This is a genomic window from Variovorax sp. GW823-FHT02B07, assembly GCF_058797695.1.
Map to the genome: position 1 here is coordinate 264,827 of NZ_JBXAJX010000001.1, position 13,641 is coordinate 278,467.

General features: G+C 69.8%; 15 protein-coding genes. 2 read left to right on the forward strand and 13 right to left on the reverse strand.

Annotated features, from left to right (window positions below):
• Positions 1-96: 96 nt before the first annotated feature.
• The 13 genes from fliR to fliF all read right to left on the reverse strand — a co-directional run bounded on the left by fliR (position 97) and on the right by fliF (position 11,159).
• Positions 97-894 carry a flagellar biosynthetic protein FliR gene (gene fliR, locus AC1RGU_RS01355; protein ID WP_492694221.1) on the reverse strand — a complete coding sequence of 266 codons (798 nt, stop codon included), beginning with the start codon at positions 892-894 and terminating at the stop codon, positions 97-99.
• The gene (fliQ, locus tag AC1RGU_RS01360; RefSeq protein ID WP_062469313.1) at positions 891-1,160 is read right to left on the reverse strand and encodes a flagellar biosynthesis protein FliQ; all 270 of its coding nucleotides are present in this window, start codon (positions 1,158-1,160) and stop codon (positions 891-893) included. The genes fliR and fliQ overlap by 4 nt, the downstream gene beginning before the upstream one ends.
• The gene (gene fliP, locus AC1RGU_RS01365; protein ID WP_062469318.1) at positions 1,157-1,915 is read right to left on the reverse strand and encodes a flagellar type III secretion system pore protein FliP; all 759 of its coding nucleotides are present in this window, start codon (positions 1,913-1,915) and stop codon (positions 1,157-1,159) included. Before fliP ends, fliQ begins: the two co-directional genes overlap by 4 nt.
• Positions 1,912-2,394, reverse strand: coding sequence for a flagellar biosynthetic protein FliO (gene fliO / locus AC1RGU_RS01370; protein ID WP_492694223.1), 483 nt, complete (start codon positions 2,392-2,394; stop codon positions 1,912-1,914). The genes fliP and fliO overlap by 4 nt, the downstream gene beginning before the upstream one ends.
• Positions 2,391-2,819, reverse strand: a complete 429-nt coding sequence (fliN, locus tag AC1RGU_RS01375; protein ID WP_492694225.1) for a flagellar motor switch protein FliN — start codon at positions 2,817-2,819, stop codon at positions 2,391-2,393. Before fliN ends, fliO begins: the two co-directional genes overlap by 4 nt.
• A complete protein-coding gene (gene fliM, locus AC1RGU_RS01380; protein WP_492694227.1) occupies positions 2,812-3,813 on the reverse strand; it encodes a flagellar motor switch protein FliM in 1,002 nt (333 codons plus the stop codon). The genes fliN and fliM overlap by 8 nt, the downstream gene beginning before the upstream one ends.
• A 30-nt stretch (positions 3,814-3,843) precedes the next feature.
• A complete protein-coding gene (fliL, locus tag AC1RGU_RS01385; RefSeq protein WP_492694229.1) occupies positions 3,844-4,359 on the reverse strand; it encodes a flagellar basal body-associated protein FliL in 516 nt (171 codons plus the stop codon).
• A 116-nt stretch (positions 4,360-4,475) separates the two neighbouring features.
• Positions 4,476-5,810 carry a flagellar hook-length control protein FliK gene (locus tag AC1RGU_RS01390; RefSeq protein WP_492694231.1) on the reverse strand — a complete coding sequence of 445 codons (1,335 nt, stop codon included), beginning with the start codon at positions 5,808-5,810 and terminating at the stop codon, positions 4,476-4,478.
• A 19-nt stretch (positions 5,811-5,829) separates the two neighbouring features.
• Positions 5,830-6,288, reverse strand: a complete 459-nt coding sequence (gene fliJ / locus AC1RGU_RS01395; protein ID WP_062469337.1) for a flagellar export protein FliJ — start codon at positions 6,286-6,288, stop codon at positions 5,830-5,832.
• Entirely contained in the window at positions 6,285-7,712 is a 1,428-nt protein-coding gene (gene fliI, locus AC1RGU_RS01400) for a flagellar protein export ATPase FliI (RefSeq protein WP_492694232.1), read from the reverse strand. Before fliI ends, fliJ begins: the two co-directional genes overlap by 4 nt.
• A gap of 4 nt (positions 7,713-7,716) precedes the next feature.
• Positions 7,717-8,481 (reverse strand): flagellar assembly protein FliH, encoded by a 765-nt coding sequence (fliH, locus tag AC1RGU_RS01405; RefSeq protein WP_492694233.1) that lies wholly within the window; start codon positions 8,479-8,481, stop codon positions 7,717-7,719.
• Entirely contained in the window at positions 8,468-9,469 is a 1,002-nt protein-coding gene (fliG, locus tag AC1RGU_RS01410) for a flagellar motor switch protein FliG (protein WP_062469343.1), read from the reverse strand. The genes fliH and fliG overlap by 14 nt, the downstream gene beginning before the upstream one ends.
• Complete coding sequence (gene fliF, locus AC1RGU_RS01415) at positions 9,462-11,159, reverse strand: flagellar basal-body MS-ring/collar protein FliF (protein ID WP_492694235.1); 1,698 nt, start codon at positions 11,157-11,159, stop codon at positions 9,462-9,464. The genes fliG and fliF overlap by 8 nt, the downstream gene beginning before the upstream one ends.
• A 280-nt stretch (positions 11,160-11,439) precedes the next feature.
• On the opposite strand from fliF, the gene fliE reads away from it, so the two are divergent.
• Together fliE and AC1RGU_RS01425 are read left to right on the forward strand one after the other, a co-directional pair.
• A complete protein-coding gene (gene fliE, locus AC1RGU_RS01420) occupies positions 11,440-11,757 on the forward strand; it encodes a flagellar hook-basal body complex protein FliE (RefSeq protein WP_095744078.1) in 318 nt (105 codons plus the stop codon).
• Positions 11,758-11,923: 166 nt separating this feature from the next.
• Positions 11,924-13,570, forward strand: coding sequence for a flagellin N-terminal helical domain-containing protein (locus AC1RGU_RS01425; RefSeq protein WP_492694237.1), 1,647 nt, complete (start codon positions 11,924-11,926; stop codon positions 13,568-13,570).
• Positions 13,571-13,641 lie beyond the last annotated feature (71 nt).

Sequence of the window (13,641 nt, forward strand, 5' to 3'; positions counted from 1 at the left end):
GTTGGGGCCGGAATCATCTTAGTGGGAGTGGCGCGCCATCCCGTGACCCTGCTGTCCTTCAAACCAGTGGACTGGCCGCAAGCACAGGTCCAGCCCTCAGCGCCGCAGCCCCTGCGTGAACCGCAGCATGTTCGAGAGTGACTCCGCAAACCGCGGTTCCAGGAACGCGGCCAGGTGCGGCATCAGCAGCTGCAGCATCACCAGCCCCGCCAGCAGCGTCAGCGGAAAGCCCACCGCGAAGATGCTGAACTGCGGCGAGGCGCGGTTCAGGATGCCCATGGCGAGGTTGAGCGTGAGCAGCGCGGTGATCAGCGGCAGCGCCAGCAGCAGGCCGCTCGCGAAGATGTCGCCGGCCGCGAGCACCAGGAACATCCAGCCGCCGGACGCCAGCGGCGCATCGGCGATGGGCAGCGTGTGGAAGCTCGCGGCCAGCGCCTCCAGCATGAGCAGGTGGCCGTCCAGCGCCATGAAGATCAGCATCGCCAGCATGTTCAGCAACCGCGACACCACCATCGTGCTGCCGTGGCTCATGGGGTCGAAGAAAGATGCGAACGACAACCCCATCTGCAGGCCGATGTACTCGCCCGCGGCCAGCACGGCCGTGAAGATGAGGCGCATCGAGAAGCCCATGGCGGCGCCGATCAGCACCTGCTGCACGATGATCCAGAGGCCGCCTGCCGACACCACGGGCACTGCGGGCAGCGGCCCGATCGTGGGCGAGATCACCAGCGTCAGCACGGCGGCGATGCCGACCTTCACCTGCCGCGTCGCCCAGGGCTCGCCGAACACCGGCGCCGTGGAGACCATGGCCAGCATGCGAACGAAGGGCCAGAGGAAGGCCACCAGCCAGGCCTCGAGCTGGCCCGAGGTGACGGAGAAAACCGAGGGCGTCACGCCAGCATCTGCGGGATGCTGGCGAACAGGGCGCGCATGTAGTCGAGCATGCGGTCGAGCATCCACGGCCCGGCGATGACCAGCGTCGCGAACACCGCGAGCAGCTTGGGAATGAAGGACAGCGTGGCCTCGTTGATCTGCGTGGCCGCCTGGAAGATGCTGACCACCAGGCCGATCACCAGCGCCACCAGCAGCAGCGGTGCGCCCAGCAGCAACGAGATTTCCATGGCCCGGTGGCCCATGGTCATGACGGATTCGGGCGTCATAAGTAGAAGCTCTGCGAGAGCGCGCCGATCAGCAGCTGCCAGCCGTCGGCCAGTACGAACAGCATGAGCTTGAAGGGCAGCGCGATGGACGCGGGCGGCACCATCATCATGCCCATCGACATCAGCACGCTCGCCACCACGAGGTCGATGATGAGAAAGGGGATGAAGATGGTGAAGCCGATCTGGAACGCGGTCTTCAGCTCGCTGATGACGAAGGCCGGCAGCAGGATGCGCAGCGGCACGTCTTCGGGCCCCTGCATCTCGGGCGCCTTGGCGAGCCGCGCGAACAAGGCCAGGTCGGTCTCGCGCGTCTGCTTGAGCATGAAGGTCTTGAAGGGCGCGATGCCGCGCTCCAGCGCCTTCTCGGCGCTGAGCTTGCTTTCGGAGAAGGGCACGTAGGCCTCGGTGTAGGCCTTGTCGAACACCGGCGACATCACGAAGAAGGTGAGGAACAGCGACAGCCCCACCAGGATCTGGTTGGGCGGCGAGGTCTGCGTGCCGATGGCGGTGCGCAGCAGGCCCAGCACGATGAGGATGCGCGTGAAGCTGGTCATTGACAGCAGCAGCGCGGGCAGGAAGGTGAGCGAGGTCAGCAGCACCAGCGTCTGCACGCTCAGCGACCAGGTCTGGCTGCCGCCGGGGCCCGGCGTGCTCGTGAGGCCGGGCAGGCCTTGGGTCCACGCGGCGGCGGGCAGCGTGGCGGCGAGCAGCAGCAAGGCGGTGCGCAGGCCGCGGTGCAGGGCAGGGCGCGTCATGGCGCGGTGCGCGCTTTGCCCGCGAGGGAATCGCGCAGCTTCTGGGCGAACAGGCCCACCGGGTTCTGTGGCGACATGGGTGTGACTGCCGCAGGTGTTGCCTGGGCCGGCAGCGTGTGCAGCGTGCGGACCTGGCTGCTGGTGACGCCCAGCACCAGCCACTGGCCGGCCACGTCCACCACGACCACGCGCTCGCGCGGGCCGACCATGGCGGTGGACACCACCTTCACCACCTGGCCGCCGCCCAACCGCTGCAGGCCGAAGCGCCGCGCCAGCCACGCGCACAGGAAGATCAGGCCGACGACCGCCGCCATGCCGAAGCCCGCCTGCAGCAGGCCCGCGCCGCCGACCGCAGCGGGCGGCGCGGCTTCGCGCACCGGCGTGGGCACGGTGGGCAAGGCCGCATGGGCCGCATGCAGGCCCAGTGCGAGCAGCGCGGCGCTCCGCGCAAGCAGCGAAGACACCCGCGCCAGGCTCATGCGCGCGCGAGCTTCTGCATGCGCTCGGAGGGCGTGACGATGTCGGTCAGGCGGATGCCGTACTTCTCGTTCACCACCACCACCTCGCCCTGCGCAATGAGGTAGCCGTTGATCAGCACGTCCAGCGGCTGGCCGGCCAGGCCGTCGAGCTCCACCACCGAGCCCTGCGACAGCTGCAGCAGGTTCTTGATGGTGATGCGCGTGCGGCCGATCTCGGCGGTGAGCTGCACCGGCACGTCGAGCACGCGCGCGATGTCGACAGGCGTCGTGGATGAGGCGGCCGGCGCGTCCTGGATCTGCTGGAAGACCTGCGCCGTTGCGGGAGCCACGGCCGGGTCGGGCGTGGGCGCGCTGGCCGCGGTCTGCTCGGCCAGTGCGCTGGCCCAGTCGTCCGCGTCGCTGGCGGCAGAGGTGTTGTCAGTCATGGTCGTTCTTCGAATCGCTGTCTTGGTGGGAGATCATGTGTTGCACGCGCAGGGCGTAGCGCTCGTTGGAGGTGCCGTAGCCGCAGGCCATCACGGGCACGCCGCCGACCTTGGCGACCACCGCCGCCGGCAGCTCGATGGGAATCACGTCGCCCACGCGCAGCTTCATCACCTCGCCCAGCGTCGAGGGCATGGTCACGAAGTCGGCGGTGAGCTCGACGTCGGCGGCCTGCATCTGGCGCGACATCTGCGTGACCCAGCGCTTGTCGACCTCGACCTCGTCCTGGATCGGGTTGGACAGCAGGTCGCGGATCGGCTCGATCATCGAGTAGGGCAGGCACACGTGCAGGAAGCCGCCGATGGGGCCGAACTCGATCTGCAGCGTGGTGTTGATCACCACCTCGTTGGGCGCCACGATGTTGGCGAGCTTGCCGTGCATCTCGGCGCGCACGTAGTCGAAGGCCAGCGGAAACACCGGCTGCCACGCGTCGCCGTAGCACTGCAGCGACAGGTCGAGCAGGCGCTTGATGATGCGCTGCTCGGTGCGCGTGAAGTCGCGCCCTTCCACGCGCACGTGGTAGCGCCCGTCGCTGCCGAACAGGTTGTCCACCACGAGGAACACCAGCTTCGGGTCGAACACGAAGAGGGCGGTGCCGCGCAGCGGCTTCATGTGGACCATGTTGATGTTCGCGGGCACCGGCAGGTGCCGCACGAACTCGCCGAACTGCTGGATCTGCACCGGCCCCACCGAGATGTCGGGGCTGCGGCGCATGAAGTTCAGCAGCGCGCTGCGCAGGCCGCGCGCAAAGCGGTCGTTGATGACCTCCAGCGTGTGCATGCGGTTGCGCACCACGCGGTCGGGCGCACCGAGGTCGTAGGCCGGCAGGCCGTCGGGCGGCGGCGCGGGCGCGGCGGCCTGGTCGAGGTCGCCGCCGGTGACGCCCTGCAGCAGCGCATCGACCTCGTCCTGGGAGAGCACCTGTTCATACGCCATGGATCGCGGGTCCGCAAACGGGCATCGTCGTCACTGCACGACGAAGGAGTTGAAGGACACGCTCGCGATGCCTAGCTCGGGCAGGCCCTCGGCCAGTGGTGCGTTCAGCGCGCTGTGGATCTCCGTGGCCAGCCGGGCCTTGTCTTCCGAGGTGACCAGCGATTCGGGCGGGCGGTTCGACAGCAGCACCAGCAGGCGGCTGCGCAGCTCGGGCATGAACTCCACGATCTGTGCCTTGGCCTGCTCGTCCCGCACCTTCAGCGCCATGCCGATCTGCAAAAAGCGCGAGCGGCCTTCGGACTGCAGGTTGACGGTCAGCGGCTCCAGCAGCAGGAAGATGGGTTTCTCGGGCACCGGCGCCTTGGCCGTCTCGGTGGCGGCGTGTTCCGTGAAGCGGGGCAGCACGAAGACGTACGCCGCCGCGCCGGCCGCGGCCAGGCCGAGGACGGCCACGAGCCCGATCAGCAGTTTCGAGGTGCGGCGCGAGGCCGGCGGGTCGGTCGCGACCGACGCAGCCGCGGTGGCGGCGGGAGAAGAGGTAGCCATGGTGAAACGGTGGACGGGTCCGATCTATTCTTTGCGAAGTCGCCCGCCGGCGAACGGCCGAACAAGCGCACAAAGGCGCTTCACATCCGTTCATTGCGGGAGGCGGGCGGGGCGTTTCAGGCGAAGGTGTCGACGCCCGGGCCCGTGCGTGGGGTGGCAACGGGGCGGGGTGCTGCCGTTGCCGTGCGGGCGATGTCGGTGGCAGCGGAAGTGCCCTGCGGTCGCCATGCGCCCTGTCGTTGGTGTTGTTGCTGCTGTTGCTGCGCAAACGCCGCGTCCTGCCCGAAGGGCGCGCGCGTGTCCGCGCCGACCGAGGTCTGGCCCAGCGTGATGCCCTGCTCCGACAGGCTGGTGCGCAGCTGCGGCAGCGCGGCCTCGACGGCCTTGCGCACGCTCTCGTGCGCCGACACGAACGCGGCCTGCGCCTGGTGCTCGCCGACGGACAGCGTGACCTTCAGCGGGCCGAGGCCGGCGGGGTTGAGGTTCAGCTCGGCCGTGTGCGTGCCGGTGAGACTCATGCGCGCGAGCTGCTGGCCGAGTGCGGGTGCCCATTTCTCACTGCCGACTTCGGGGGCGAGCGTGTGCACGGCGGGGCGTGCGGCGGGGCTCTCTGTCGTGCGTTCGGAGGAGACGGTCGCGGGCTGTTGCAGCGCAAACGGCGTGGTGGATGGCGCCGCTGCGTCCTCGCCCGAGGTGCCGGCCGACACTGCGGCGACGGGGGCGGTGTCCGCTGTCGCGGGCTTCGCGTCGCCAGCGGGCTGGGCTTGCGCAGCGGCTGCGAGCTGTTCGGTGGTGGTGGCGCTCACGGTGCGCGGTGCACCCGCGCGGCCCGGCGCGGCGGTGCCGACGGGCGGGCCGGCGGGGGCGGCCACCGGCCTCTTGCCATCGACAGCCATCGGCTGCGCGGCCACGGCGGCGCGCACGATCTCGTACAGCGAAGGCGGTGTGGCGTTGTCGGCTTCAGGTGCCGCGCCTTGTGCGGCGGCAGTGGCGGTGGGGGTGGAAGCGTCTTCGGTGGCGATGGCAGGCGCGGGCGTGGCGGCGTCGTCGCTGCTCAAACGCACCGTGCCTGCAGGCAGACCGGCTTGCGCGTCGGGCGTGGCCGGCGCCAGCGAAGTTTCCGGCGCACTGCTGCCCTGCGCGGCTGCACCTCCCGCGAGCACCAATGCCTGTTGCGGCGTGACGGCTGCTGCGAGAAAAGCGAGGTCCGGCTCCGCAGGCGGCGCGTCCCGCATCTCTTCCGCAAGGTCCGTCTTGCGCAGCGGCTTGGCATCCGCCACCACGGTGTCGGCATCCGACGCCTTCTCGGCCTGGCTCGCGCGCGACCGTTCGAGCGCGGCACCGAACGCGCGGCCCTGCGCCTCGTCGGCGTTGCTGCGGCCACGTGCGCCGCCCTGCGCCACCGGCGAGGTGGCGGCAGGCGTGACGGACGGCGGGATCATGGGGGGCATGTCGGTTCCTGGAGGAGATTCAGTGGGTGGGGTGCGAGGCGCGGTCGAAGAACTGGCGGGCGGCGCGTTCGTCGCTGTCGCGCTGTTCGCGCTTGGCCTGCGCCATCAGCTCCTGTGCGCGCACGCGATCGGCCAGCGTGTCGAAGGAGCTGAGGCGGCGCTTCTCGCGCTGCCAGTCGGTGCGGCCCCGGTCGAGCTGGTGCCCGGCCCGCTCGGCGATGGCGCGCTGCTGCGCGATCGCGTGGTCGAGCGTGCCGAGGAAGTTGCGGTAGTTGCGCCACTGCGACGACGGCAGGCCGCCGCGCATCAGCGTGTCGAGTTGCGCGTGGTAGTCCTGGCGGTACTGCAGCAGCAGCTCGAGCTTCTGCTGCGCGCTCAGGTGCGCGCTTTGCAGTGCGCCCAGGCGGCGCGCGGCGTCGTCGGTCTGGCTCTGCGCCAGGTCGATGAGCATGCCGAGGGGGAGCTTGCTGCTGCTCATGGGCGTCCTGGGGAAGGTGTGTTCGTGAACAGGCTGTCCATGTGGGCGATGGCCTCCTCGTAGCCGGTGCGCTCGTGCATCGACTGCTGCAGGAAGGCCTCGATGCGCGGGTACATCGCGATCGCCTGGTCCAGCTGCAGGTCGTGCCCCGGCGCGTAGGCGCCGACGCTGATCAGGTCGCGGTTGCGCTGGTAGCGCGACAGCATCTGCTTGAAGCGGCGCACGGTGTCGAACTGCGCGGGCGCGATCAATGACGTCATCGCGCGGCTGATCGAGGCCTCGATGTCGATGGCCGGGTAGTGCCCGGCCTCGGCCAGCGTGCGCGAGAGCACGACGTGGCCGTCCAGGATCGCGCGCGCCGAATCGGCGATCGGGTCCTGCTGGTCGTCGCCTTCCGAGAGCACGGTGTAGAAGGCCGTGATCGAGCCGCCGCGCCCCTGTGCATCGCGCGCGCCGTTGCCGGCACGCTCCACCAAGGCAGGCAGCCGCGCGAACACCGAAGGCGGATAGCCCTTGGTGGCGGGCGGCTCGCCCACGGCCAGCGCGATCTCGCGCTGCGCCATCGCATAGCGCGTGAGCGAATCCATGATGAGCAGCACGTCCTTGCCCTGGTCGCGAAAGTACTCGGCCAGGCAGGTGGCGTAGGCCGCGCCCTGCAGGCGCAGCAGCGGCGAGTTGTCGGCCGGCGCGGCCACCACCACGGCGCGGGCCAGGCCCTCTTCGCCCAGCGTGTTCTCGATGAAGTCCTTCACCTCGCGACCGCGCTCGCCGATGAGGCCGACCACGATCACCTCGGCGCTGGTGTAGCGCGCCATCATGCCCAGCAGCACGCTCTTGCCCACGCCCGAGCCGGCAAACAGCCCCATGCGCTGGCCGCGGCCGACGGTGAGCATGGCGTTGATGGCGCGCACGCCCACGTCGAGCACCGAGTCGATGGCCGCGCGCGACAGCGGATTGATCGGCGGCGCCGCGAGCGGCACCTGGCGCGCCACGTCGAGCGGGCCCAGCCCGTCGAGCGGTCGGCCGGCCGCATCGACCACGCGGCCCAGCATGCCTTCGCCCACGGGCAGGCGCTTGGTGTGCGCGTCGCCGGTCGCACCGGGCTCGCGCAGGCCGGGCCGCGCGAACACGCGCGCGCCGGGCAACAGGCCTGCGACTTCGGTCTGTGACATGAGGAAGAGGCGGTCGCCCGCGAAGCCCACCACTTCGGCCTCGGCATGGCGCTGCGGGTGGCCGGGCGGCAGCTCGATGAGGCAGTCGCTGCCCACGGGCAGTTGCAGGCCCACGGCTTCGAGCACGAGGCCGACGGCGCGCGTGAGGCGGCCCGAGGCGGTGGTGGTCGTGCAGCGGGCGACGTCGGCGCGCGCCTGTTCCAGCACGGCGCGCACGCTGTTCAGATGAGGGTTGGTGGCCGTCGTCTGCATCGGCTCAGGAGGCGTCGCCACGCAGCGCCGCGCCCACGCGCTCCCAGCGCGTGGCCAGGCTGGCGTCCAGCTCGCCCGTGGCCGACTGCACGCGGCAGCCGCCGCGCGCCAGGCTGTCGTCGGCACGCAGCTGCCAGCCGGCCGCCTCGATCTCGTTGCCCAGGCTGTTCTTCACCAGCGCGATGTCGTCGGGGTGCAGCAGCAGGCGCGGTTCGCCGCGCAGCGCGGGTTCGGCGTGCAGCAGGTCGCGCACCAGCGGCAGCACCCATTCGGGCTCGGCCTGGTAGGTGCGGTGCACCACCTGGCGCGCCACGTCGAGTGCGAGCGCGAGCACGGTCTCGGCCAGCTCGGCCTCGGCGCTGCGCAGCGCCTCGGGCAGCGAGCGGACCAGCGCGCGCAGGCGTTCGGCGTGCACGCTGGCGGCGGCGAGGCCGGTGGCCAGGCCTTCGGTGTGGCCGACCTGGCGGCCTTCGGCCAGCCCGGCAGCGCGGCCCTCGGCCTCGCCCGCGGCGCGTGCTTCCTTGCGGATGCGGGCCAGCTCGGCGAGGTCGACCTTGGGCGCGGGAGGCGCAGGAGGCGGGGAAAGGCGCTGTGCTGTTTGACGCGAGAGGGCCGTGCCTGAGGGCGCCTTGCCATCGAGCGTGCCCATCTCCCAACGCTCCCACGCCGACAGCGCCGGCGTGCCGGCGCCGGCCTGGCGCGCGGCCGCGTGGATGGCGGCGAGGCGCTCGCGCGAGCCGCCGAAGGCGCCGGGGTCAGACGAAGTCATCGGTGCCAGGCGCCGCGATCACGATCTCGCCGGCGTCCGCCAGACGGCGGGCGACCTGCAGGATGGCCTTCTGTTCGGTCTCGACCTGCGACACGCGCACGGGACCGCGCAGCTCCATGTCCTCGCGCAGCGTTTCTGCGGCGCGCTGCGACATGTTGCTGAGGAACTTGTCGCGCAGCTCCAGCGGCGCGCCCTTGAGCGCGATGATGAGCGAGTCGCTCTCGATGTCCTTGAGCAGGCGCTGGATGCTGCGGTCTTCCAGGCCCAGCAGGTTCTCGAACACGAACATCTCGTCGACGATGCGCTGGGCCAGCGCCTCGTCCTGCTCGCGCACATGGGCAATGGCTTCTTCTTCCACCGTGGTGCTCATCAGGTTGACGATTTCGGCCGCGGTGCGCACGCCGCCCAGGCGGCTGCGGCGCAGGCCCTGGCCCGCGAGCATTTCGGTCAGCACCTCGGTGAGCTCGTTCAGCGCCGAGGGCTGCACGCCGCCGAAGGTGGCCACGCGCATGATCACGTCGTGGCGCAGGCGCGCGGGCAGCTTCTCGAGCACCTCCGACGCCTTCATGCGGTCCAGGTGAACGAGCAGCGTCGCGAGGATCTGCGGGTGCTCGTCGCGAATGAGCTCGGCCACTTCGCCGGCCTCGAGTTCGTTCAGCCGCTCGATGCCGCCGTGCGGCTCGTCGGGCTGCAGGATGTCCTCGAGCAGGTTGCTCGCGCGGTCGTCGCCCAGCGCCTTCTTGAGCACGGCGCGGATGTAGCTGGTGGAGCCCAGGTGCAGCGCCGACAGCTGCTCGGTCTCCTGGCGGAACTCGGCCAGCACCGAGGCCAGCTCGTCGCGCGAGACCGCGCTCAGCTTGGACATGGCCAGGCCCAGTGCCTGCACCTCGGAGGTGGGCAGCAGGTGCAGCGCGGCGGCGGCGCGGTCTTCGCCCAGCGCCATGAGCAGGATGGCGCTCTTGCGGGTGCCTGCTTCGCTGCTAGTCATCGGTGTGCATCCAGTGCTGGATCAGGGCGGCCACGAGCTTGGGGTCCTTGTCGGCGGTCTGCTGGGCGTAGTCCATGTCGGCCTTCTGGCGTGCGGACTCGCGCTGCTGCAGTGTTTCTTCGGGCTCGGCCGGGGCCGTGCCGATGGGGGCCACGGCGCTTGCATCGGCCACGGGTTGCGCGGGCGGCGGCGCGGCCAGGTGCCGGCGCATCAGCGGGCGCCCCACGGCGAACCAGGCGAACAGCGCGAGCAGGCCGATGAGCAGGTAGGGGACCAGCGTCTTGCCGAACGCGAGGTTGTCGCGGTCGCGCCAGAACGGCACGTCGGGCGCGGGGCCGGCCTCGCTGTCGCCGTCGCGGGCGAAGGCGCTGTTGACCACGTTGAGCGAGTCGCCGCGTTCCTGGCTGAAGCCCATCGCTTCCTTGGCGAGGTTGCGGATCTGCTCCAGCTCGGCCGGCGCGAGCGCGCGGGCGCTGGTCTTGCCCGCGGCATCGACCGTGTCGCGGTGGTTCACCACCACGGCGACCGACAGGCGCTTCACGCCGCCGGCGGCCTGCTGCACGTGGCGGATGGTGCGGTCGAGTTCGTAGTTGGTCGTGACGTCCTTGCGCGTGTTGCTCGGGCCGGCCGGTGCGGCGGCGGGTGCGGCGGGCGCGTTCGGTGCGCCCGGCGCATTCGGCGGCTTGGGCGCGGTGATCGGCGCCGTCGGGTTCACCGGCGGCTGGTTCGACAGCGCGCCCGGCACGCCGCCCGGCGGCGCGCCGTTGTGCTGCGCCGATTCGCTGGACTGCTGGCTGCGGATCGCGGCCTGCGCCGGGTCCTGGTTGGGCCGGTACTTCTCGTCGGTGTGTTCCACCACCGAGAAGTCGATCTCGGCCGCGACCTGCGCGCGCACGTTGCTCGCGCCCACCAGCGGCTGAAGAATGGCCTCGATGCGGCGCACGTAGCCCTGCTCGATCTCCTGTGCGTACTTGAGCTGGCTCACGTCCAGCCCCTGGCTGGTGCCGCGCGCCGACGACAGCAGGTTGCCGCGCTGGTCGACCACCGTGACGCTCTTGGCGTCCAGGTCGGGCACGCTGGCGGACACCATGTGCACGATGGCGCTCACCTGGCCTTCGTCGATGCTGCGCCCGCGCATCAGCGTGAGCACCACCGAGGCCGAGGGCTTCTTCTGGTCGCGCACGAACAGCGACGGTTTGGGCAGCGCCAGGTGCACGCGCGCGGCCTCGATGCTGCCGATCGATTCGATGGAGCGCGCCAGCTCGCCTTCGAGCCCGCGCTGGTAGTTGACCTGCTCGGCGAACTGGCTGGTGCCGAACTTCTGGTTGTCCATCAGTTCGAAGCCCACGCCGCCGGCTTTGGGCAGGCCCTGCGCCGCGAGCTTCAGGCGCGTCTCGGCCACCTTGTCGCCCGCGATCAGGATCGCGCCGCCGCCCTCGGCGAACTTGTAGGGCACGTTCATCTGCTGCAGCGACGCGATGATCGCGCCGCCGTCGCGGTCCGACACGTTGGTGTAGAGCACCTTGTAGTCGGGGCCGCGGCTCCACAGGAAGAAGGCGGCCGCCACCGTCGCCAGCGCCGCGGCGCCAAGGATCAGCGGCAGCCGGGGCTGCGCGCGCATGCGCTCCAGCATCGGGGGCAGGCCGTTGGCGCCCGCCGTCAGGCCGCCCGTGGGCGCGGCCGTGCTCATCGGCGCGCCTTCGCCGGGGCCGTTGCGCCCTGCAGGGCCGGCGCCGGAGTGAGAGAGGGAATTCGGTGTTGGGATGTCATGCCGGTGGCCGGCGACGTCGTGCGCGGCCTGTGGTTTCGCGAACGATTGTCAGCAGGCGATGGGGAATTCGATCGGTCGAACAGCCGGGGTTTTTGCCCTCAGTTGCGCGTTTGAATGGGGGTCTTCCCTTGATACGCTGCCAGCCGGTTGGAGTGCTCGCGCGCTCCGTGTCAAGTCAGCTGGAAGTGAACTTTTCCCCATGTCCATCAATGCCATCGAATCCGTCCTGCAGCAGATGCGCGCCACCGCGCTGGCCAGCGGCATGGGGCCCACGACGACTGCGCCGGCCGGCGCGGGCGGCTTCGCGGCCGAGCTGCAGCGCTCGCTCGCCAACATCAGCGGCGCGCAGCAGCAGGCCTATGCGCAGGCCGAATCGTTCGAGCTGGGCAAGCCCGGCGTGGCGCTCAACGACGTGATGGTCGACCTGCAGAAGGCCAACGTGGCGTTCCAGACCGGGCTGCAGGTGCGCAACCGGCTGGTGACGGCCTACCAGGAAATCATGAGCATGCAGGCATGACGAGGCAGGGGTCGGCAACGTAGAACTTTTTTCGTTGCGACCCTAAAGGTTTGCGGACACCCGCCGATATCCCCTTCAACGATGGCTTGAGTCTCACCGTGGAAGCGGGTCCAGCGTTACGGCCGATGGCCGGAGTCCACAACCTTTTGTCAATCAGGAGTCGAACATGGCGCAAGTCATCAATACGAACAGCCTTTCTCTTCTCACGCAGAACAACCTCAACAAGTCGCAATCGGCCCTGAACACGGCCATCGAGCGCCTGTCGTCCGGCATGCGCATCAACAGCGCCAAGGACGACGCCGCCGGCCAGGCCATCGCCAACCGCTTCACCGCCAACATCAAGGGCCTGACGCAAGCCGCGCGCAACGCCAACGACGGCATCTCGATCGCGCAGACCACCGAAGGCGCGCTGACCGAAGTCAACAACAACCTGCAGCGCATCCGCGACCTGTCGGTGCAAGCCGCCACCGGCACCAACTCGGCCACCGACCTGGACTCGATCCAGTCGGAAATCGGCCAGCGCCTGGACGAAATCAACCGCGTGTCGGAACAGACCCAGTTCAACGGCGTGAAGGTCCTGTCGGCCAACGCCGGCAAGCTGACGGTGCAAGTCGGCGCGAACGATGGCGAAACCATCGACATCGACCTGCAGGAAATCAGCGCCAAGACCCTGGGCCTGGAAAGCTTCAACGTGAACGGCACGGGCACGCTGAACAAGGCCGCCACCAAGGACGACCTGACGCTGGCTGGCGCTGTCGCCAACGGCGCACCGGTCAACGGCACGCAGAAGTACGACGTCACGGCCACCAACACGCTGGCCACGCGCAGCCAGCTGCTGGCGGGCGCCAAGGCGGGCGACTCGGTCGTCACCGCAGGTTCCACCTACACCTACAACGCTGCGAAGTCCGCCTTCACCTTCGGTGAAACGGGTCGCACGAACGCTGCCACGATCGCTTCGCTCCAGCCCGCAGCGGGCTCGAGCAAGACCGCCACGGTCACCATCGGCGGCACCTCGCTGGACGTCAAGATCGACAGCGCCGGCACGATCACGGCGACCGACGGCTCTGCATTGTTTGTCGACAACGTGGGCAACCTGACGCAGAACAGCGCTGGCGCTGGCGTTCAGGCAGCCACGCTGACGAGCCTGACGACCAGCATGGCGTCGGCTACCGGCACGGGCGGCACCATCAAGGTCGGCGGCACCACCTACACGGCAACCGCCGGTGCAGCCAACTTCGACGTGACCGGCGACGAAATCTCGGCCGCTGCGCTGAACGACAAGCTGGCCGCAGGTGCTGGTACCGCCGTGTTGGCATCGACCATCGGCGGCGTGGCAGGTGTCACGATCACTGCTGGCGGCACGGTTGCCGGCGCCTACGTGGGCGCCGACGGCTCGCTCGGCAACTCGCTCACCACCGTGTCGACCTACAGCGTGCACAGCAACGGCGCAGTGACCGACGGCGCTGGCAATGCGGTCTACGCCGATTCGGCCAAGGCTGGCGCCTTCACGCTGAACGCCCGCAGCGGCAAGACCTCGACGGTCGACCCGCTCAAGGCCCTGGACGCCGCCCTGTCGAAGGTCGACAAGCTGCGCTCCTCGCTGGGTGCGGTGCAGAACCGTTTCGACTCGGTGATCGCCAACCTCGGCACCACCATCACCAACCTGTCGTCGTCGCGTTCGCGCATCGAAGACTCGGACTACGCCGTGGAAGTGTCGAACATGACGCGCGCGCAGATCCTGCAGCAAGCCGGTACCTCGGTGCTGGCCCAGGCGAACCAGACCACGCAAGGCGTGCTGTCGCTGCTGCGTTGATTCACTAAGACCACCGGGCGCTCCTCACAAGGGTGGCGCCCGGTGCCTTGGTTTTTTGCTCGCAGGCCTTC